Source organism: Tepidibacillus infernus, assembly GCF_048898065.1.
Classification (GTDB): domain Bacteria; phylum Bacillota; class Bacilli; order Tepidibacillales; family Tepidibacillaceae; genus Tepidibacillus_B; species Tepidibacillus_B infernus.
In genome coordinates, this window is the sequence record NZ_JBLWFI010000001.1 from 308,433 (window position 1) to 330,110 (window position 21,678).

General features: G+C 36.8%; 21 protein-coding genes and 1 other annotated feature. All 21 genes read left to right on the forward strand.

Annotated elements, in window-relative coordinates; all coding sequences use genetic code 11:
• The first annotated feature begins 17 nt into the window (after nucleotides 1–17).
• The 21 genes from TEPIDINF_RS01530 (at nucleotide 18) to TEPIDINF_RS01630 (ending at nucleotide 21,632) form a co-directional block, all read left to right on the forward strand.
• The gene (locus TEPIDINF_RS01530) at nucleotides 18–1,022 is read left to right on the forward strand and encodes a phosphotransferase (RefSeq protein WP_421691230.1); all 1,005 of its coding nucleotides are present in this window, start codon (nucleotides 18–20) and stop codon (nucleotides 1,020–1,022) included.
• A gap of 514 nt (nucleotides 1,023–1,536) precedes the next feature.
• Nucleotides 1,537–2,109, forward strand: a complete 573-nt coding sequence (locus TEPIDINF_RS01535; RefSeq protein ID WP_082732332.1) for a GNAT family N-acetyltransferase — start codon at nucleotides 1,537–1,539, stop codon at nucleotides 2,107–2,109.
• A complete protein-coding gene (locus tag TEPIDINF_RS01540; RefSeq protein WP_068723054.1) occupies nucleotides 2,094–2,651 on the forward strand; it encodes a GNAT family N-acetyltransferase in 558 nt (185 codons plus the stop codon). Before TEPIDINF_RS01535 ends, TEPIDINF_RS01540 begins: the two co-directional genes overlap by 16 nt.
• 97 nt (nucleotides 2,652–2,748) lie before the next feature.
• Nucleotides 2,749–2,998 (forward strand) — a binding site (T-box leader).
• Nucleotides 2,999–3,050: 52 nt separating this feature from the next.
• A complete protein-coding gene (locus TEPIDINF_RS01545; RefSeq protein WP_421691231.1) occupies nucleotides 3,051–5,711 on the forward strand; it encodes a valine--tRNA ligase in 2,661 nt (886 codons plus the stop codon).
• 25 nt (nucleotides 5,712–5,736) lie between these two features.
• Complete coding sequence (locus TEPIDINF_RS01550; RefSeq protein ID WP_421691232.1) at nucleotides 5,737–7,068, forward strand: bifunctional folylpolyglutamate synthase/dihydrofolate synthase; 1,332 nt, start codon at nucleotides 5,737–5,739, stop codon at nucleotides 7,066–7,068.
• Between the two features lie 15 nt (nucleotides 7,069–7,083).
• The gene (gene murC / locus TEPIDINF_RS01555) at nucleotides 7,084–8,472 is read left to right on the forward strand and encodes a UDP-N-acetylmuramate--L-alanine ligase (RefSeq protein WP_421691233.1); all 1,389 of its coding nucleotides are present in this window, start codon (nucleotides 7,084–7,086) and stop codon (nucleotides 8,470–8,472) included.
• A 186-nt stretch (nucleotides 8,473–8,658) separates the two neighbouring features.
• Nucleotides 8,659–10,314 (forward strand): GspE/PulE family protein, encoded by a 1,656-nt coding sequence (locus tag TEPIDINF_RS01560; protein WP_421691234.1) that lies wholly within the window; start codon nucleotides 8,659–8,661, stop codon nucleotides 10,312–10,314.
• A gap of 11 nt (nucleotides 10,315–10,325) precedes the next feature.
• Nucleotides 10,326–11,363: a type IV pilus twitching motility protein PilT gene (locus tag TEPIDINF_RS01565; protein WP_068723061.1), complete on the forward strand. Its 1,038-nt coding sequence runs from the start codon at nucleotides 10,326–10,328 to the stop codon at nucleotides 11,361–11,363.
• A gap of 13 nt (nucleotides 11,364–11,376) precedes the next feature.
• Nucleotides 11,377–12,588 (forward strand): type II secretion system F family protein, encoded by a 1,212-nt coding sequence (locus TEPIDINF_RS01570; RefSeq protein WP_068723063.1) that lies wholly within the window; start codon nucleotides 11,377–11,379, stop codon nucleotides 12,586–12,588.
• An 85-nt stretch (nucleotides 12,589–12,673) separates the two neighbouring features.
• Nucleotides 12,674–13,036 carry a competence type IV pilus major pilin ComGC gene (locus TEPIDINF_RS01575; RefSeq protein WP_068723065.1) on the forward strand — a complete coding sequence of 121 codons (363 nt, stop codon included), beginning with the start codon at nucleotides 12,674–12,676 and terminating at the stop codon, nucleotides 13,034–13,036.
• Nucleotides 13,037–13,118: 82 nt separating this feature from the next.
• Entirely contained in the window at nucleotides 13,119–13,871 is a 753-nt protein-coding gene (locus tag TEPIDINF_RS01580) for a prepilin peptidase (protein ID WP_421691235.1), read from the forward strand.
• Between the two features lie 23 nt (nucleotides 13,872–13,894).
• Complete coding sequence (locus TEPIDINF_RS01585) at nucleotides 13,895–14,257, forward strand: prepilin-type N-terminal cleavage/methylation domain-containing protein (protein ID WP_068723067.1); 363 nt, start codon at nucleotides 13,895–13,897, stop codon at nucleotides 14,255–14,257.
• On the forward strand, nucleotides 14,254–14,745 hold the full coding sequence (locus TEPIDINF_RS01590) for a type IV pilin protein (protein WP_068723070.1): 492 nt from the start codon (nucleotides 14,254–14,256) through the stop codon (nucleotides 14,743–14,745). Before TEPIDINF_RS01585 ends, TEPIDINF_RS01590 begins: the two co-directional genes overlap by 4 nt.
• A gap of 11 nt (nucleotides 14,746–14,756) precedes the next feature.
• Nucleotides 14,757–15,431, forward strand: a complete 675-nt coding sequence (locus TEPIDINF_RS01595; protein ID WP_421691236.1) for a hypothetical protein — start codon at nucleotides 14,757–14,759, stop codon at nucleotides 15,429–15,431.
• Nucleotides 15,432–15,489: 58 nt separating this feature from the next.
• Nucleotides 15,490–16,530: a type IV pilus biogenesis protein PilM gene (gene pilM / locus TEPIDINF_RS01600; RefSeq protein ID WP_068723074.1), complete on the forward strand. Its 1,041-nt coding sequence runs from the start codon at nucleotides 15,490–15,492 to the stop codon at nucleotides 16,528–16,530.
• Nucleotides 16,520–17,170 (forward strand): PilN domain-containing protein, encoded by a 651-nt coding sequence (locus TEPIDINF_RS01605; protein ID WP_068723075.1) that lies wholly within the window; start codon nucleotides 16,520–16,522, stop codon nucleotides 17,168–17,170. Before pilM ends, TEPIDINF_RS01605 begins: the two co-directional genes overlap by 11 nt.
• Nucleotides 17,163–17,789: a type 4a pilus biogenesis protein PilO gene (gene pilO, locus TEPIDINF_RS01610; protein ID WP_421691237.1), complete on the forward strand. Its 627-nt coding sequence runs from the start codon at nucleotides 17,163–17,165 to the stop codon at nucleotides 17,787–17,789. Before TEPIDINF_RS01605 ends, pilO begins: the two co-directional genes overlap by 8 nt.
• A 126-nt stretch (nucleotides 17,790–17,915) precedes the next feature.
• Nucleotides 17,916–19,073: an SPOR domain-containing protein gene (locus TEPIDINF_RS01615; RefSeq protein WP_421691238.1), complete on the forward strand. Its 1,158-nt coding sequence runs from the start codon at nucleotides 17,916–17,918 to the stop codon at nucleotides 19,071–19,073.
• An 85-nt stretch (nucleotides 19,074–19,158) separates the two neighbouring features.
• Nucleotides 19,159–20,574: an aspartate ammonia-lyase gene (gene aspA / locus TEPIDINF_RS01620; protein WP_068723081.1), complete on the forward strand. Its 1,416-nt coding sequence runs from the start codon at nucleotides 19,159–19,161 to the stop codon at nucleotides 20,572–20,574.
• Between the two features lie 204 nt (nucleotides 20,575–20,778).
• Nucleotides 20,779–21,021, forward strand: coding sequence for a DUF4321 domain-containing protein (locus tag TEPIDINF_RS01625; protein WP_068723084.1), 243 nt, complete (start codon nucleotides 20,779–20,781; stop codon nucleotides 21,019–21,021).
• 5 nt (nucleotides 21,022–21,026) lie between these two features.
• Nucleotides 21,027–21,632, forward strand: a complete 606-nt coding sequence (locus TEPIDINF_RS01630) for a Maf family protein (protein ID WP_421691239.1) — start codon at nucleotides 21,027–21,029, stop codon at nucleotides 21,630–21,632.
• Nucleotides 21,633–21,678: the final 46 nt, after the last annotated feature.

Below are 21,678 nucleotides of genomic sequence, written 5' to 3' on the forward strand. Positions count from 1 at the left end.
TTAGGGAGGATCATATCATGGCCCTTACCCAAGAATGGTTTGAATTTGATATACATCCCCACGTAATCGATGAGTATGATTTTCAGGTAAGTCAGATAAAATGGTATGGTTCAGTAGCGAAAATAGAAACCCAACTAGGTGTTTTTGCCGTTAAAAAAGCAAATATGAGTGGGTCGCAAGCCATACGGATGAATGAGATTTTACAATTCTTACAGGAACATAGATGGAATACTTCTACAATTGTTTCTAATAAATTTGCTGAACCGTTTGTACCAGTCAAAAATGGGATTGTTTATGTGACAAAGTGGGTTGAAGGTGAACACTTAACTTTGAATCATCGGCCTCATTTCTTGGTCATGGTAAAGGTGATGGCTCATCTTCATAAGCTGGGGTTTGAATATAACCCCGAACCATTTTCTTATCATTTTGTTGATGAAACGTATCTTCGCAATTCATGGGAAGAACGCTTAAAGTGGTTAAAAAAATACCAAAAGAAATTAACGAGAAAAGAATCTTTAACCACCTTTGAACATGTCTTTTTAAGTTATCTACCATTTCTCAAGGAATGGTCTGAAGAAGCTTTAGAACATTTAACTCAATGGGTCATACAATATAACTCGATTGGTGATTTACGGAAAACCATCTGCCACGGCAAATTCCATCACCGGAATATGCTACTTAAACCAAATGGTAAAATGGTATTGATTGACTTTGACCATGTAAGTCTTGATACGCCTGTTAGAGATTTGGCTAATTTTATCCGAAAATATATTTTAAACAAAGAACACCGTTTTTGGGCGCAAGAGTGGTTTGATCGCTATCAAAAAATTGTTTCCTTGACAGAACCGGAAAAGAAATTATTAGCAATATACCTTCTTTTTCCAGAACGAATTTTCACCTTAGCAAAAAAATACGAGGAAAAGCAACAGTATGGATTAGAAGAACAGTATTTAAAAAAACTTCAGATTCGTTGGGGTCAAATGAAAGAAATCATATGGTTTATTGACCAACAATTTATATAATATTCATCATAAAACCAATATAAGCAATGAAAAGAATGAATAAAATGAACACATCAAACGGAGTCGGGAAAAATAAGGTTCTCAAAAATTGCAAAACAATAAGAGGAAAGAGGATTGTACGAAGGATTAAACGAAACCTTTTCAACCCATCCATATGACCACACATCCTTTACGTTATCATTTGGGTTTGTATATTCCTTAATCAGCAACTACCCTATTTTATATCTTCTATACTTTATGTAGTAAAGATCCATTTGGTTAATATCAGAACTTTTAAAAAATATTCCAATTTTATATTGACATGCGATATAAATGTCAATATAATAATTTCTAACAATGGAAGGGAAACTAGGGTTCCGTTTGCAAAGGCAAAGACAGGTCCGAGCGATTCCAAGCTTTTTGCTACACCGTGGGGATAAAAGACTCGTGCGGTAAGTTCCAATGGCGAACTTATCAGGAACGAGTCTTTTTTGTTTTACCATGATAAAGAATTAAATCAAAAAGGGGGAGGGTTATGATGTTAAAAGGAAAGCTGGTTCAATTAAAAGCGGTAGAAAGAGAAAATCTATCCAAATACCTAGAATGGGTGAATGATCCAGAAGTCACCCAATATTTATCACCACAAACACGTTTTCCAAAGACGCTTGCAGAGGAACATCGTTGGTACGATAACCTTTTAAAGCAGGATGATAAGTTTGTCTTTTCCATTTATACGCGAGCAGATGATCGAATGATTGGAAGTGTTGGTTTACATTCTATTAGTTGGAAAAATCAATGGGCAATCGCAGGGATTTTTATAGGAGATAAAGATTATTGGGGGAAAGGATATGGAACAGAGGCTTTTCGTTTATGTCTCTATATAGGGTTTCAAGAATTAGGATTACAGCGAGTTGAATTAGGGGTTTATGCTTTTAACGAAAGAGCGATCAAAAGCTATCAAAAGCTTGGCTTTGTTGAAGAAGGTAGAAGAAGAAGATTTTTGTACCGCAATGGTCAATTTTACGATGAAGTGATGATGTCTATTCTTCGAGAAGAGTACCTTGAACGCTACCAAAAGGAGGATGAAGAGAGATGGAAAACCTTTTAAAAGGAAAGAGAGTTCAGCTTAAGACCATCGATCCAGAAAAGGCACCATTATTTAACCAATGGTTTAATGATCCTCACATTACGGAAAATTTGCAATGGGGTACCCTTCCTATGCCAATGGAGTTATCCAAGAATTTTGGGGATCAGGCTCAACAACCCTCAAAAACAGATCAACACTTTTCTATCCATGCACTAGATCTTCCTGAGGGAGAGGAATCCTATATCGGCCATATTAGCTTACATCATATCGATTGGCGGAATCGAGTCGCTGAATTAGGAATTGTGATAGGCGATCAGAAGCACTTAAGTAAAGGTTATGGAACTGATGCAATCAAAACGCTACTTCACTTCACTTTTATGGAAATGAACTTAAACAAAGTGATGTTACGTCATTATCAATTTAATGAAAGGGGACATCGAGCCTATCTTAAAGCCGGTTTTAAAGAAGAGGGACGCTTACGTCTGCAGCTTTACCGTCATGGTAGGTTTTGGGATGTGATCTATATGGGTATATTAAAAGAAGAGTTCATGAACAACCAATGACCTACTTTCATAGAATAATTGTAAAAAGAAATTTGACTTTATCTTTTGTTGTGATTACAATATAGTTAAATATTTTGTCGGTTAACATGTAAATAGAGGAATAACCATGAAAGGGAGGAGTAAGTAACCTTACCTTCAAGAGAGGGAAACCATTAGCTGTAAGGTTTCCTAAGGCAGAAGTTACTGAAGGTCGCCCTGAAGTTGTCCATTTGAAATGATGTAGAATGGACCGGATCATCAACCGTTACTGATTGAGTGCATGAACACACAAATAGAGCTAGGTCTAAGCTAGTTGTGTTTCATGAACAAAGGTGGCACCGCGAAAACAAACTCTTTTCGTCCTTTGGGATGGAAAGGGTTTTTTATATTTTATGGGTATTATGAATAGGAGGAAAATCAATGGCTGAACAACTTGAATTACAAATCCCAACTCAATACGATCCGAAGGATATTGAGAAAAAGTGGTATGAATATTGGTTAGAGCACGAATTTTTTAAAGCAGGCAAAGATACATCAAAACAACCCTATAGTATTGTGATTCCACCACCCAATGTGACAGGGATGTTGCATATTGGTCATGCATTGGACTTCTCTTTACAGGATATCATCATTCGGATGAAGCGAATGCAGGGATATGACGCTTTATGGTTACCAGGAACAGATCACGCTGGAATAGCGACGCAAGCCAAAGTAGAGGCAAAGCTTCGAGAAGAAGGGATTAGCCGCTATGATCTTGGGCGGGAAAAATTTCTTGAGCACGCATGGGAATGGAAAGAAAAGTATGCTAATCGAATTCATGAACAATGGGCCAAATTAGGACTCTCTTTAGATTATTCTAGAGAGCGTTTTACCCTTGATGAAGGCTTATCCCAAGCAGTTCGTAAGGTTTTTGTTAGTTTTTATGAAAAAGGACTCATCTATCGTGGAAAATATATTATTAACTGGGATCCAGAAGCAAGAACCGCTTTATCAGATATTGAAGTAGAATATAAAGAAATCATGGGTGCTTTATATCATATGAAATACCCACTGAAGGATGGAAGTGGTCATATTGTCGTTGCCACTACTCGTCCTGAAACCATGTTAGGGGATACTGCGGTTGCTGTGCATCCAAATGATGAACGTTACCAACATTTAATCGGCAAAACGGTAGTCTTACCTATTACAGACCGTGAGGTTCCAATTATTGCAGACGAATATGTTGAAAAAGAGTTTGGAAGTGGTGCAGTAAAAATAACACCTGCCCATGATCCGAATGACTTTGAAATTGGCTTACGTCATCAACTTCCACAGGTTTTAGTGATGGATGAATCAGGACATATGAACGAGAATGCTGGAAAATATCAAGGCATGGATCGTTTTGAATGTCGTAAACAAATTGTCAAAGATCTTCAGGAACAAGGGATTCTTTTTAAAATTGAAGAACATCTTCATTCTGTTGGACATAGTCAACGAACAGGGGCGGTTGTTGAACCCTATTTATCTACCCAATGGTTTGTGAAGATGAAGCCTCTGGCAGAAAAAGCAATTCAACAACAAAAAAGCGGTAATGGTGTTCACTTTGTACCAGAACGTTTTGAAAAGATCTATCTAAATTGGATTGAAAATATTCGCGACTGGTGTATTTCCAGACAATTATGGTGGGGTCATCGTATACCTGCTTGGTACTGTGAAGATTGTGGCGAAACGATCGTCCAAATGGAAGAGCCAAAATCATGTTTAAACTGTGGCCACACCCATCTTAAACAAGATGAAGATGTTTTAGACACTTGGTTTAGTTCTGGTTTATGGCCATTTTCAACGATGGGTTGGCCAGAGCGAACGGAAGATTTACAAAGATTTTATCCAACAAATGTATTGGTAACTGGATATGACATCATCTTCTTTTGGGTGGCAAGAATGATCTTCACTGCCCTAGAATTTACTGGAGAAAATCCATTTAAAAATGTCTATATTCACGGCTTGGTTCGTGATAGTGAAGGAAGAAAAATGTCCAAATCCCTAGGAAATGGAATTGATCCAATCGAAGTGATTGATCAATATGGCGCAGATGCCCTACGTTTCATGCTGGCAACAGGGGGTACGCCTGGGCAAGACTTAAGATTCCATTTTGAAAGGGTAGAAGCTGCCCGTAATTTTGCAAATAAAATTTGGAATGCTTCCCGTTTTACCATCATGAACTTAGGCGATTTTTCTGTAAAAGATATTGATTTATCAGGTACATTAATGACTGCGGATCAATGGATTTTACATCGTTTTAATGAAACAGTAAAAGCTGTCACAAGACTGTTAGAACAATATGAATTTGGTGAGGCTGGAAGAATGTTGACCAACTTCATTTGGGATGAATTTTGTGACTGGTATATTGAATTAGCCAAACTTCCTTTATATGGTGACCATGAGCAAGCGAAGAAAACGACGAAATCGGTTCTTACCTATGTCTTAGATCGTACCTTACGTTTGTTACACCCTTATATGCCATTTATTACAGAAGAGATTTGGCAACACCTTCCACATGAAGGGGAAAGTATTACTCTAGCAAGCTGGCCAGAATATCGTGAAGAATTTGTTAATGAACAAGCAGCAAAAGAAATGGTATTATTAATGGATGTGATCCGCTCTGTTCGTAATATCCGTGCAGAAGTCAACGTGCCATTAAGCAAAAAAATTCAGCTTCTCATTAAACCAGTGAATAAAACCAATGAAGAGATTTTACTCAAAGGAATCTCATATATTAAAAAGTTCTGTAATCCAGAAACCTTAGAAATCTCTACAGAGGTTACTTCACCTGAAAAAGCAATGTCCGCAATTGTGACAGGAGCAGAGATTTATTTGCCTTTAACTGGCTTAATTGACATTAGTCAAGAAATAAGCAGATTGGAAAAAGAATTAGAGACCCTTAATTATGAAGTAGAACGAGTTCAAAAGAAATTAGCTAATAAAGGTTTTGTAGATAAAGCACCTGCTGACGTTATAGCCAAAGAAAAAGAAAAAGAGCAAGACTATCTAGAAAAAAGAGACAAAGTATTAGCAAGAATCAAAGAGCTAAAAATGTCATAGTATATTTTGAGAGTGGTGGATTGTCATGGGGTTAGGTAAAGTGAGAACAAAGGAAGAAGCAATTGAATGGATTCACAGTTTAAAAACATTAGGGATTAAACCAGGACTAGATCGTATGGAATGGATGTTAGAGAGATTAGACCATCCTGAACGAAGGGTTAAATTTGTCCATGTTGCAGGGACGAACGGTAAAGGGTCAACAGTAAGCTTTATTAGCCAAGTCTTAAGGAAATCTGGTTATAAAGTAGGTACCTTTACCTCCCCTTATTTAATTGAATTTACCAATCGAATTCAAGTAAATGGCAAGGATATTTCTGGCGAGGACTTAGTTAAGACCTTAAATCAGGTGATCCCTTTAGCTGAAGAGCTTTCCCATTTGGAATTGGGGGCGCCAACTGAGTTTGAAGTGGTAACAGCGATTGCTATTCAATATTTTGCGACTATAGCCTATCCTGATGTAGTGGTTTGGGAAACAGGGCTTGGAGGAAGGCTAGATTCCACCAATGTGGTTCACCCTATTGTATCTGTGATCACCAATGTGGGATACGATCATATGAATCTATTAGGAGATACCATCAAAGAAATTGCATGGGAAAAGGCGGGGATTATCAAACCGGGAGTTCCAGTTATTTCTGGAGTTGAAGATGAAGAGGCTTTACAAGTGATCAAGGAAATGGCTGCGTCTAAAAAAGCCCCAATTTATCAGTTAAATGAACACTTTACTTTTACTGCCAATAAAATAAATCAAGAGGGAAGTTCCTTTGATTTTACAGACCCTTTTTTGACCATGCCTGAGATTCAAATTAGGATGTTAGGCCCACACCAAGTGAAAAATGCGGCTGTCTCACTTATGGCATTAGATGTTTTGCGGCAGTTCTATGCTTTCTATATAGATGAAGAGGCATTTTATTCAGGGATGAAAAGCACGTTTTGGCCAGGTCGACTAGAAGTGCTTTCTGAACAGCCCAAAATCGTGATCGATGGAGCTCATAATCCTGAGGGGGCTAAAAGCTTAGCAGAGGCCATTTCTCTATTTTCTTATCAGCGCTGTATTATGGTTACAGGGATTTTAGCAGATAAAGCGATTAGCAACTTTTATCAAGCGATACATTCCATTGCTGATCTGCTGATTGTGACAGAACCTGATTTTCCAAGAGCGGCAAAAGCAGAAGATGTAAGAAATAAGATTCATTCTATTGATCAACAAAAAGAAGTGATAGAGATTTCTAATTGGCAACAAGCTGTTGATCGGGCGATTCAAATGGCTGATCCTGATGATTTGGTGATCATTACTGGGTCATTGTATATGATTTCTGATGTTCGTCGGTTTCTTTTAAACGAACGTGAAAAGAATTGAAGGTTGGTGAATAAGGTGAATAAAACACAACATGTTCATTTTATAGGGATTGGTGGCTATGGGATGAGTGCCATTGCACGCGTCATGCTTGATTTAGGTTATCAAGTAAGTGGATCTGATGTCACTCGTAAAGAGTTAACAGATAAGTTAGGCGCAAGGGGAGCAAATATTTTTATTGGCCATCACGAATCCAATATTGACGGTGCAGAATTAGTTGTCTATTCCACAGATATCCCAAAAAACAATATCGAATTGCTAGCAGCGGAGAAACAGAATATTCCCCTTATTCACAGATCTGAGATGTTGGCAAGACTTTTAAATGAAAAGAAAGGGGTTGCTGTTGCTGGAGCTCATGGAAAAACAACAACCTCTTCAATGATAGCTTTAGTCATGGAATATAATCAATTAGACCCAACCTTTGTAATCGGTGGAGAGGTTTTGAATATTGGCAGTAATGCTAAAGCTGGGAAAGGTGAATATGTGGTTGCTGAAGCCGATGAAAGCGATGGGACTTTTCTGCAATACTTTCCATCAATTGCTGTTGTAACCAATATTGAAGCCGATCATTTAGAAAACTATGATGGAAATTTTGATAATTTAAAAGAAGCTTATTGCAAGTTTCTTAATCAAGTTAAACATGACGGGATCGCTGTCGTGTGCTACGATGATCCTTACATACAAGAGCTCCTTCCAGACCTAAAAGGAAAAGTGATCACGTTCGGATTTGATCCAAGGGCGGACATGTATGCAAAAGAGCTTACTTTTATCGATCGAACGGTTTCTTTTACTGCTGTTTATCATGGAAAAGAGTTAGGGCAAGTGCAATTATCAATTCCCGGAAAGCATAATGTTTTAAATGCATTGGCTACCCTGATTGTTGGTCTTGAAGCAGACATTTCCTTTGAAGGAATTGCTCGGGCTTTACATGAATTCACAGGAGCGAAAAGAAGATTCCAAGTGATTGGGGAATATAATGGAATGACTGTTGTTGATGACTATGCCCATCATCCTACAGAAATTCAAGCGACGATTAGTGCTGCCAAAGCAACAGAAAAGAGAATTGTAGCTGTATTTCAACCTCAACGTTATACACGAACCTTTTTCCTTTTAGATCAATTTAGCCGTGCTTTTGCAGAAGCAGATGAAGTAATCATCACCAATATCTATTCTCCTGCGGGTGATAATAAGATTGAAGGGGTTAATGCTCAAAAATTGGTGGAATTAATCCGCCAAAACAGTAATGGAAACGTGAAATTTTTTCCTACAAAAGAAGAAGTATTCGACTATTTAGTTGAATCATCAAGACCAAATGATCTGATCCTAACGATGGGAGCAGGAGATATTTGGAAGGTAGCTTCCCAACTGGCAGAGGTTTGGAAGAGAAAGAAAAAAGAAATCGAATGATTGTGACCAATGAGGTATCCTTCTTGTTGTGAAGGGTGTCTTTCCTTTTGCCACAGTTTTTTAAAAAAATTTCCTTGATTAACAATTGAATCATTGCAGGGAAACGACTCCTTTTAACGAATATATAAAGATTAAGAATTATAGTTCAATAGTCCTATTCCGTGGGTTGAAGGGTGGATACTTTTTATGGCAAAAAAACGGATCGGAGATATTTTAGTAGAAAGTGGTCTAATTACACAGGAGCAGTTAGAGCAAGCATTAAAGATCCAAAAGCAAACCAAAAAAAGATTAGGAGATACCCTGATTACAAATGGTTTTATTACAGAACAACAATTGATCGAAGTATTAGAATTCCAATTAGGAATCCCTCACGTTAGTTTATATAAATATCAGATCGATCGCTCAATCGCCCAGATTATTCCAGAATCGTTAGCTATTCGTTATCAAGTTATTCCAATTAAAAAAAAAGGAAATAAACTTACTGTTGCCATGGCTGATCCTTTAGATTATTATGCAATTGATGATTTGAGAATGACCACCGGTTTTCAAATTGAACCTGTGATTGCAACCAAAGATGAATTATCAAAAACGATTGATCGCTATTACGGGATGCAGGAAACAGTAAAAGAGATTATGCAACAACTTCCAAAAGAGGAAGATGAAGATGAAGAGAATCAATCGGATGATGCACCGATTCGTCGAATGGTGAATCAAATTATTCAAAATGCCGTTCAGCAACAAGCAAGTGACATCCATTTTGATCCGACAGATCATGAATTAAGGATTCGTTTTCGTGTCGATGGCGTCATTCGTACGGAACAAACGGTATCCAAACATATGCAACCAATTGTAACAGCAAGACTAAAGGTGATGGGGAACCTTAATATTGCTGAAAAACGACTGCCTCAAGATGGCCGTATCCAAATGGTAATTGACCATCGTACCATAGATATTAGGGTTTCTACTCTACCTACCGTTAATGGTGAAAAAGTAGTTTTAAGATTATTAGATTTAAGTCAAGCAGTAAAACACATTGAACAACTTGGTTTTACAGAAGAGCATGCACAAAAATTTCGCCGAATGTTTAAAAAAGCATATGGATTGATCTTAATTACAGGACCAACTGGTAGTGGGAAAACTTCCACACTCTATGCAGCACTTAATGAATTAAATCATGACGATGTAAATATCATCACTGTAGAAGATCCTGTGGAATATCAACTGCAAGGAGTTAACCAAGTTCAAGTAAATGAAAAAATTGAACTAACGTTTGCTAAAGGTTTAAGATCTATTTTACGTCAAGATCCTAATATTATCATGGTTGGGGAAATTCGTGATACAGAAACGGCAGAAATGGCAATCCGTTCTGCACTAACAGGACATCTGGTTTTAAGTACATTACATACCAATGATGCCGTATCAAGTATGACTCGGTTAATCGATATGGGAATAGAGCCCTTTCTTATCTCTTCTTCTGTAAGTGGCGTGGTTGCCCAAAGGCTAGTTAGAAGGGTTTGTACCGATTGTGCTGAAGAATATAGGCCAACTATTGAGGAACAATTGTTACTTGATCAATATCATATAGACAAGCCCAAACTATTAAAAGGACGGGGCTGTTCTAAATGCAATCGTACTGGATATCGAGGTAGAATTGCCATTCATGAATTGTTAGAATTAGATGAGCAAATGAAACAAATGATTGTAGAGAAAAAGCCCGATTCAGCCTATAGAGAGTATTTTAAAGAAAAGGGTTTTGTCACAATGGTCGAAGATGGACTGAAAAAGGTACGCCTTGGGTTAACTACGATTTCAGAAGTAATGAGGGCGACGATGAATGATTGAGGTGAATCGATATGTATTCGATTGAAGAGTTAATGCTAGAAGCATTTAACCGACAAGCTTCTGATTTACATATTACAGTAGGGGCAAAACCTACCTTTCGCATTCATGGGAAACTCGTTTCGATGGGTGATACTGTGTTAACCCCTACGGACACGGTAGATTTTTTAAGATCAATTGTAACAGAAAGCCAATACCAAGAGTTTTTAGAAAAGAGAGAATTAGATTTTTCCTATGGAGTCCCTGGTATCTCAAGATTTAGAATCAATGCCTATCAACAAAGAGGGACAGTAAGTTTGGCTGTTCGCGTCATTCCTACCAAAATTCCTGGTTTAGAAGAATTAGGGGCTCCTCCAATCTTGAAAACCTTTATTGAAAAACCGCAGGGGCTAATCTTGGTAACTGGACCAACAGGCAGTGGAAAATCAACAACTTTAGCATCCATGATCGATCTGATTAACCAGACTCAAGATAAGCATATTATTACGTTGGAGGATCCGATCGAATACTTACACCGCCATGGAAGAAGTTTAATTGACCAACGTGAGATCGGTGTTGATTCTTCTAGTTTTGCAACTGCATTGCGCTCCTCCTTACGTCAAGACCCAGATGTTATTTTAGTAGGAGAAATGAGAGATTTAGAAACCATTTCAACCGCTATTACTGCAGCAGAAACAGGCCATTTGGTTTTTGCTACCTTACATACGACTGATGCAGCGAATACGATCGACCGAATCATCGATGTATTTCCTGCCTACCAACAATCACAAATTCGTATTCAGCTTGCATCGGTTTTAGTAGGAATCATCTCACAAAGGCTAATACCAACGATTGATGAAAAAGGTCGAGTGGTGGCAATGGAGATTTTGGTGAATACACCTGCAGTAGCCAATCTGATACGCACGGAAAAGGTTCATCAAATTAAAACCGTGATGCAAACAGGAAAAGGGTTTGGTATGAAAACGATGGAAATGGCATTAAAGCAATTAGTTGCACAAGGGAAAATTAATGATGAGATAGCAAAAAAAGTGGTACTTAATTGGAATGTATAAGTAGGTGAGAAGGATGGCCCAATTTCAATATCTAGTCGTTGATCGAAAAGGAAATCGAATCAATGGGACCATCGAAAGCGATCGACGAGATATGGCGATTATGGAATTAAAAAATCAAGGCTTCTATATTCTACAAATTAAAAAATCGAGAACCAATGCTTTAAAAAGAGAAATTGAAATTGGAAAAATAGTCAAAGTGGAAGAATTAGTAGTATTCATTAGACAGTTAGCTACCTTAATCAAAGCAGGGGTTACAATTATTGATGCCTTATTTGTTTTAACTGAACAGACAGAAAACAAAAAATTTCGTAAAATCCTACGACAAATTGAAGCAGATGTGCGAAATGGAGAAACCTTCTCTTCAGCACTTTCCAACCACCCTAAAATTTTTCCTGTTTTAATCATCAACATGGTAAGAGCAGGGGAAATTTCCGGGAATTTAGATGAAACCTTAAATGGTGTTGCCATTTTTTTAGAGAAAGAGAGTAACACAAGGAAAAAGGTAAAATCGGCTTTAACCTATCCAACAGTGGTCAGTATCTTTGCCGTTCTCGTAACCATCTTTTTACTAATTAAAGTAGTACCAGGGTTTGTGAATATGTATGCCGATTTTGGTGCGGAGCTTCCACTCCCAACGAGGATTGTGATTGGAATCAGTAACTTTTTTATCCATCAGTTGTATATGCTGATCGGATTTGTTCTTCTTATCGTTGGTTCTTTATATATGGTTAGTAAAAACCTGAAATGGAAATACTATTTAGATTATGCGAAATTAAAAATTCCTGTATTTGGTAAGTTGATGCAAAAATCGGCTTTATCCAGATTTTCAAGAACCTTTAGTACCTTATTAGCGAGTGCCGTACCGATTCTTCAGGCCTTAACGATGGTGAGTCAAGTGGTGAATAACGAAGCGATTGCAAAACCAATTCGCGATGCAAGAGACCATTTGCGCCAAGGCAATCCTTTACACGAACCTTTGAAAAAAAATCCGCTTTTCCCACCATTATTAACACATATGATGGCGATTGGAGAAGAAACGGGTTCGATTGATGAAATGTTGAATAAAGTGGCGGATTTTTATGAAGCTGATGTAGAAACGATGACAGACCAATTAAAATCATTGATTGAGCCATTGATGATCGTTTTTTTAACGGTGATTGTCGGTACAATAATACTGGCTGTTATTATGCCGATGTTTGGAATTTATAATCTGATTGGGAGTTAGTGTGGCCGAGAGTGCGATCCTCAGTGGCCACAACAAAGTTAATACTTTTATGTAAAGATAAAAAGAGAAATGGGAGGTGAGAACCATGAGAGAAATGATACGTAAACATGTAAAGAATCAACGCGGTGTTACTTTAATTGAGTTACTGGCTGTTATTGTGATCTTAGGTATTATTGCAGCAGTGGCTGTTCCGGTAGTTGTTAATCAGATCTCTGATGCTGGCAAGAATACTGACGAAGCATCAATAGCAATTATAGCAGATGCTGTTCAAAGGGCAGCTATTAAGGGAGACATTACAACTCCAACTTCAGAAACTGAACCGGTTCAATTAAGTGTATTAGTTGACAAGGGATATTTAAAAGAAGTTCCCGTACCAAAAGAAAAAGGTAAGACTAATTTTAGTGCTACAATTGATTCTAATGGAAAAGTGACTGTAACTGCAAACTAAAATAAACTTATACTCAATTATCTTCAGGTGCCAACTTTCCTGAGTTGGCACTTCCCTATTTTTTAAAAATCGAGGGATCTCTATGAATTTACTATTTTGGACAATCTATATTCTCTTAACCTTATTTATCGGCTCATTTTTAAATGTAGTCGCTTTACGCATACCCAAAAATGAATCGATTATTTATCCACCTTCCCATTGCCCATCTTGTCAACATCGTTTATCTGTACTAGATTTAATTCCTGTTTTAAGCTACATCGGGTTAAAGGGAAAGTGTCGATATTGTCGGGTTAAGATTTCTCCTATTTATCCATTAGGAGAGCTTTTGACTCTTGTTCTATTTTTTTTGATTCAGTTTTCTTTTGGTTTTTCTAAGGAGCTTATCATCGCTTATCCTTTTGCTATGATCATGATCGCCGCTACCTTAAGCGATCTTAAGTATCAAGTGATTCCTAACCGTATTACTTATTTTGGGATCGCCTTATTTTTGATTCTTCGTTTTTGGATTCATCCATTATCGATTTGGAATTATTGGATTGGCGCAGTTTTAGGTGGAGGGTTACTCTTACTAATTGCTATTTTAAGTCGAGGTGGAATGGGTGGTGGGGATATTAAGTTATTCTTCCTCATTGGCTTGGTCTTAGGATGGCAAAACACCTTGCTGGCACTCTTTTTGTCGACAGGGATCGGTGCCGTGATTGGTGGAATCCTGATGTTATTAGGGGTTGTAAAACAAAAGCAATTGATTCCTTTTGGACCTTTTATTTTTATTGGAACAATGATTACTTATTTCCTTGGAAATCAAATCTGGCAGTGGTATCTTGGGTTATATTAACAATTCAAAAGGAGGTAGTCCCTTTGAAAAATCAATATATACAGAATCAAAAGGGGATTACCCTGATTGAATTACTTGCTGCCATTACTATTTTAGCAATCATCATTATTCCTGTTTTTCAGCTATTGGGGTATAGTTATTCCTCCTACATCGATGATCTAAGAAAAGTAAAAGCTATTTCGCTTGCTCAAAAGTATATGGAAGAAGCAAAGATCGATTCAAAAATGGCTGGGGTTTATACAGACGAGTCATATAAAACACAAGTAGAAGTAAGTAAAAATAATCAATCGAAATTGGATCAAATCAAAGTAAGTGTCTATTGGCAAAATATTGATCCAAATCAACGTTTGACCTTTTTAATGACAGAAGTAAGGGATCCAAAATGATGAGAAAATACTTTAGGAATCAAAAAGGGGTTACATTAATTGAACTATTAGCTGTGATTATGATCCTAAGTGTGATTATTTTGGCGATCTCTTCTGTTCAACTTTACTTTCTAAAAAGTCATAAAGAAATCAATGAAGGCTCTTTTAAAAATGATGAGTCCGCTTTTTTTATTCAATGGTTTTCCAATCAAGTCCGAGATGCTAGTGACATAACTATTCAGACAGATTTCTTAGGAAATGCCATATCAGTCACGATTACAAAAAATATTGAACCATCCATTTCAATTGAATATGATCAAGTTACGAAAAAAATCAAAATGAAAGACTCTGAACTTACCTTGTTGAAAGATGTTTCTTCCTTTCAAGTTGTAAAAAGAATACAAGGGAACAGAATAGGTGTTAACCTTTCAATAGAATTTATGAATCAAAATCAATCTGCTCCTATTGAAATAACCATTTTTTCTCAAGTAGATGATAAAAAGAATTAAGGATGAGATCCATGTGCCAAATCAAGAATCAATTGAATAAAGAGAATGGTTCTGCACTCATCATGGTCCTATTATTCACAACGATCATTGGTATATTAGGGACAAGCTTGCTATATGTTTTATTTACACATCATCAAAATGTATTAAAAGAAGAATTAAAAATGCAAGCATATTACGCTGCAGAGGCAGGGATAGCGAGGGGAATTGATCTTATTGGTCTATTTGCTGGACAAGAAGAAGATGAAGTAGATGGTGAGAAAAATAATAATGGAAATGGGAATGAAAATGGGAACGGGAACGGTAAGAAAATAGGACTTAAAAACCGTGATACGATCTCTGAATTCCCGTTAACTGATACGATATTATCTGAAGATAAGATAAAATTAGAGTTTCAAGTCGTTCAAGATGGAGAACACTTAATTTCCACAGGAACGGCGACAAACGGCAATCTAGTTTATTCCACAAAGATCACCGTTGAGTTTGATTTCACCGCGACAAATGGCAACCATTATGGTTGGTATAAGTGGCTTGATGAAATTGACAAACAAAAGAAGGAAAAAGATAAAGACAAAGACAAAGACAAAGAAAACATACAAGATGAAGGCAATGATAACGGAAACCACAATGGTTGGAATAAAGGGTACAAGGTAAAGGGGCTAAGCATTATAAGCTGGAAAGTAGATTAAGCATCTTATTATCATTTGAACAAGATATTGTTTTTGACGGGGAGGAGGTAGGATCAACATGAGAAATATTTTTTCAAAAAAACAACGGCTATTATCGATTGTATTTGAAGAGCACAAGATTCGTTTTTTAGAAGCTTCGATAATAGAAAGGGAAATCTCTACCGTTCATCAAGTATTTTCCATAGAAAATTCCATCGTAGATGAAGGTGGGATACTAGATAAAAAGAAATGGACGGAGTTGTTAAAAACTCAAGTAAAACAATATAAGATTAAAGCTAAATCGGTACATCTTGTGATTCCAAGTTCATTCATTATTGTCCGACAGCTTACTTTGCCTGACGTGCAAGAAAAAGATTTAAAGCAAATGGTACAATTCGAAATAGGGAGTACTATCCATCTTCCGTTTGAACAACCGATTATAGACCTAGTAAAAATAAAAACAAAAGAACCAATATTGAATGAAGAAGGGGAATTGGCTGCCCAAGTCGTATTAGTAGCTGCACCAGGTCAACTCATTTATCCACTAGTTGAAGGGCTGCAAGAAAACCGTTTGAAAGCAAAAATCATCGATATTCCAGCCTTAAGCCTTTATCGTTTGTTTAAACAGCTACATCCACAACTAAAGGATGAACCGATCCTTCTGTCATATGTAACAAAAGAAGGCATCGATATTCATATCTTAGATGAAGGAATTGTTTGGTTTACTCGGCATATTCCCATGGTTATTACATCGTTTTTATCTGATTTGTCGGTTGAAGAAGTTTTGGATGCAAAAACCTTGTTGGAAAGAATTCAAAAGAAGGAGAATTACCAATCCTATGTCTTCGACTTAGGAAATGAAATAGAGCGGGCCATCAATTTCTTCCAATATACCTTAAACAAGAGGGACAAACGAATGAAAGGATGTTGGATTGCTACTGATCTTCCTTTTACGGATAGTTTCTACCAATACTTACAAGAGCGAATTGATGTTACTGTTCATCAGTTGACTTGTCAGCCTAAACAAATCACTGTTCCTATGACTAATGAACAATTATTGGGATATGAAGTGGCTGCTGGTATGCTTTTTAAAGAGGTGAGACATGGCCATGGAAATTAATTTATTACCACAGGTGCCGACAACTAAAAAATTTCTTTGGCCGATAGCAGTTGTAATAGGTTTGATTGTCATTGTCTATAGTTCCTTTGTAGGGCTACAAATCTGGAGTAAATCTAACCAGTTAACGAGTCAAACGCAGATTTTAGAGCAACTAAAAAAAGAACGTAAGGCTTCTACAAATCAATTAAATCAAATGAGGCAAGAACGTCAATTGCCTGCTCTTTATTTAGAAACCATAAAACAGTTAGATTCGGCTCATATCAATTGGATATCATTAGTAGATGAGATTAGCAAAAAATTACCAAAAGATGGAAATATTATTAGCATGAGCTGGAAAAATAATGGGAAAATAGAGATGATCGGTTATTTTCATTCATTAGAAAGAGTGGGACAATATATTCAATGGTTAAATCAAATCGAATGGATAAAGGAAGCTAATTTTATTAACACACAGGAAACAACGACACAGGAAACGTATATCCAAGACATATTGGTTTCTGAAAGCAATCTTACAATAACAAAGGAACCTACAGAAACGTTGATACAACCACCTGAAATAGACGTTTATCAAATTACAATTCAAATCGATCTTAATCTTCCATCCTTAGCCATAAAGGAGGGGAATTATAAGAATGAATGAAGGTAAAAAAGCATTACTTCTCCTCTTCGCCTTTTTTGTATTGATGGGAAGCTTTTACTTTTATAAAGTGAATCGGTTAGATAAACAAATCGACCAGATCGTAAATGAGATTGAGCAAGAAAAAGAACTATCCACCTTGACATCAGAGCAAATAGCCAAAATAAAAAAACAACCGATCTCTAAGGAAGTTACTAATTATTCTGTCCATTTACCTGCGAATAAAGGGGTACCTCAGATTTTGTTGTATTTAAATCAAATAGCAGACAAGAATGATATCGATATACTCACGATTAATATGGATGAAATGCAAAGACAGTCGAATCAAGCTAAAAGTTCGGAGCAACCAACTAATGGATTGCAAACTCTAGCAATTCAGTTAAAGCTAGAGGGAGATTATGATAGAATGAGAGCTTTTATTCAAGATGTTTATGAATCGGAGCGATTGATTGATTTAGTCAATTGGAAATGGGAAGTAAGTGGAGAAAGCGAAGCAAGCACTAAACTGACAGCAGAATTAACGTTATATACCTATTTTTACCCTGAGCTGAAAGACTTGATTCCAAACCTTCCAGCCATCCCAACTTACAAACCTGAAAATCGAACAAATCCAATAAAATAAGTTTGTACATTCCAACGCGCTGCGTTGTCCGTGTATTTCTTTCTACTTTTTTTGTTCTCCATGTTCTATTAATCTTCTAAATACATATATATGGGATTAAGAGATTAGGACAAGGAGTGTTTGAGGATGGACAAACCAAAAGTAAATGTAAGAGCATGGAAACCTCTTGATAAAAGAAATAAGGAAACGATTACCTGGAATATGGAAAAAGAACTAACGATACCAAGTGTAAAACCCACCCTATCGAAAAAAGAACCTACAGAATCCCTATTATTACCTATCGAATTACTAAATCAAAATACAAAAAACGAAAAGCAAAGCGAAAAGAAAAGTGAAAAAAAAGATGAAAACATCTTGGAAAAAGAACATTCGAAACCTAAATATGATATTGAAATTGATGAACAATTAGAAAATCGCCAAATGTATAATGATCAACTACTACCTAGGAATAGTTCAAAGAGAAAAAGAAATTCCTCCCACTCGAATTTACTTTGGCTAAAAACGTTTGCAGCAGGAGTAAGTGCCATTGCAACTGGGTTATTATTTGGTTGGATCGTTCTTCAATATTTTGTTTATCCAATGATGAATGGTGATGCGGCCCCTACTACCCCTCCGATCAATGAAATTTCTGTGGTGAATAATCCTGAACAGAATCAAGGAGCTATTGCATTGGTTCCAGAGCAATTCATGTATATGATTCAAGCTGGGGTATTTTCTGACCAAACTGGGGCGCAAAATGTGATCAATACGCTTGTGAATAAAGGGAAAGTAGGTGTGGTAACAAATAGCGCACCTTACCGGGTATTTATGGGGATTGCAATAAGAAAAGAAAACGCAGATAAGTTAAAAGAAATCTTAACAGAAAGCGGTATGGAAGCCTATGTAAAAGAGTATGTGATCCCTGCTTTTAACGGTAATATGTCAAAGCAAACAGCTGAAAGCTTCACAAAATGGATCAATACAGGCGAACAACTAGTCATTCTTTTAACCGACCAATCAGTAAAAATGTTAACTAATCTAAACGAGAAGGTAGAAGATGCTACAATCATTAAAAGCCACCAAGAATTTATCAATGAGGGTCAAGTATTAACTGGTTTACTTACACAGCATAATCAATTAAACGAACAAAATATCGTACAAAAAATGACGGAGCAGATGAACTATGCGATAACCGCACTGAATGCATACAAAAAAAATCCCAATCCTCAATATGCCTGGAAAATTCAAGAGGCATTGATGAATTATAAAATGAATTATCAGTCCATCTTTCCTAAAGTAAGTTAAAAAAATTGAATATTGATTGTTTTTCTACTGCCTCAGTGAGATAATAAGGATGGTAAATTTTGAAATTACATGGGGGTAACCTTAGATGAGTGAATTTCGCCTAGAAAAAGACCTGTTAGGCACAAAAGAAGTACCAAAAGATGCTTATTATGGAATTCAAACCATGCGTGCAGTAGAAAACTTTCCCATTACGGGATATCCTCCACACAAGGAATTAATTCGGGCTTTTGGCTATGTAAAAAAAGCGGCTGCAATGGCTAACTCAGAGGTAGGGGTATTAAACAAAAAAATAGCTGGTGCGATTATTCAAGCGGCTGAAGAAGTAATAGAAGGTAAATTGCATGAACATTTTATTGTTGATTCTATTCAAGGTGGAGCAGGAACTTCATTTAATATGAATGCGAATGAAGTAATTGCCAACCGTGCTATTGAAATCATGGGTGGGGAAAAAGGAAATTACCTATTAGTAAGCCCTAATACCCATGTCAATATGGCTCAATCCACCAATGATGCCTTTCCAACTGCTATACATATTGCTGTTTTCAACTTATCCAAGGGGTTGATTGAAGCATTAAAGGAACTACATCAATCATTGGAGAAGAAAACGCAAGAATTTGACGATGTAATTAAAATGGGTAGAACTCATCTTCAAGATGCAGTGCCTATTCGTTTAGGGCAAGAATTTAGCGCATATGGCAATGTGATTAGCCGTGATATCACTCGGATTCAACAATCCGTTCAACACCTTGGAGAAGTGAACATGGGAGCAACAGCTGTTGGAACTGGATTAAATGCCATGCCTCAATATATTAAGCGAGTTGTAGAAATTTTAGCTGAAATTACGGGTCTACCTTTAAAAAATGCCAAAAATCTTGTGGATGCAACTCAAAATACAGATGCTTACACAGAAGTCTCATCTTCACTTAAAATATTAGCGATTAACCTTTCGAAAATGGCTAATGACTTGCGATTGATGGCCTCTGGTCCTCGCACTGGATTCAATGAAATCAATTTACCGCCTCGGCAACCTGGATCATCTATTATGCCTGGTAAGGTGAATCCTGTTATGGCAGAAGTGATTAACCAGATAGCTTTCCAAGTCATTGGCAATGATCATACTATTTCCTTAGCTTCAGAGGCAGGCCAATTAGAGTTAAATGTAATGGAGCCAGTATTGGTTTTTAATCTTTTGCAATCATTAAGTATTCTTCAAAATGGTATTCGTGTTTTCACCCAATATTTAATTGATGGAATAACGGCAAATGTGGAACGTTGTAAACAATTGGTTGAAAATAGTGTGGGCATTGTAACCGCGATTAATCCGCATGTGGGATATGAGATTGCAACACAGGTGGCAAAGGAAGCATTAACAACAGGCAAACCTGTAAGGGAAATTTGTTTAGAAAGAGGTTTACTCACAGAAGAGGAACTAGAACTGATTTTAGATACCAAAGAAATGACTGCTCCAGGCATTGCTGGAGCCCAACTGATTCTTAGATGAACCTTAAAGATTTACTTAAGACTGTTAGGAGTTCTAGCAGTCTTTTTTACATTCTCCCCACAAAAGTGACGACTCCCTTCGAATTTTGTAAGGAAACTTCTGTTGTTTTGCTTGTCACCTTATGATACTTTTGCTACACTTAAATTGACATATCATGACAATTTTAAACAAAAAATATATTGTTTAGGGGAGAAATAGAAACAGATGAAGGCACCGCAGACATTGATATTTGTTATTATTCTCATTAGTGGATTGCTTTTAGGAAGTTTAATTGGACAAATCCTAGGAGAATGGCTTCCAATTTTGAAGGAAAGTCAACAAATTGTTTGGCACCCACGCGCAGATTTAAATATTTTGAAGTATGATTTCAATGTTCAGGTTAAACTAAACTTAGCTAGTTTTATTGGTCTAGGCCTAGCATTCTGGTTATATCGAAAATATAGGTGATTTCAATGGAAAAAATCATTTTAGCTTCTTCATCTCCTCGGCGTAGAGAGATATTAGAATTAATTGGAATCTCCTTTTTGGTTCATCCAAGTGATGTAGATGAAGGTTATAATGAGTCAAATTCCCCTGAAGATATAGTGAAACAGCTGGCAACAAGAAAGGCTATGGATATTGCTTCCTATTATCAAGAGGGAATCATCATTGGTGCTGACACAATTGTGGTATTGGATGGGCAAATTTTAGGAAAACCCAAGGATGAAGAAGACGCTTTTCAAATGTTAAACAGACTACAAGGTAGATCCCATCAGGTATTTAGTGGAGTTGCAGTCGTTGATGCAAAAACAAGAGAAGTGAAGGCATCTTATCAAATGACAAAAGTATATATGGATCCCTTATCAGAAGAAGAGATTCGTTTGTACATTGCGACGAAGGAACCGATGGATAAGGCCGGTTCTTATGGGATTCAAGGCTTTGGTGCCATATTTATTGAAAAAATTGAGGGAGATTATTTCAATGTGGTTGGGCTCCCTGTTGCTTTATTATCTACCTTATTAAAAGATTTTGGTATACAAATTTTAAAGGATATGATCCATCCTAAAAGCATAGTCTAAACCTCTATGTATCCTCTAACGCTTCGGATGTGATGTTTGGAGGAAC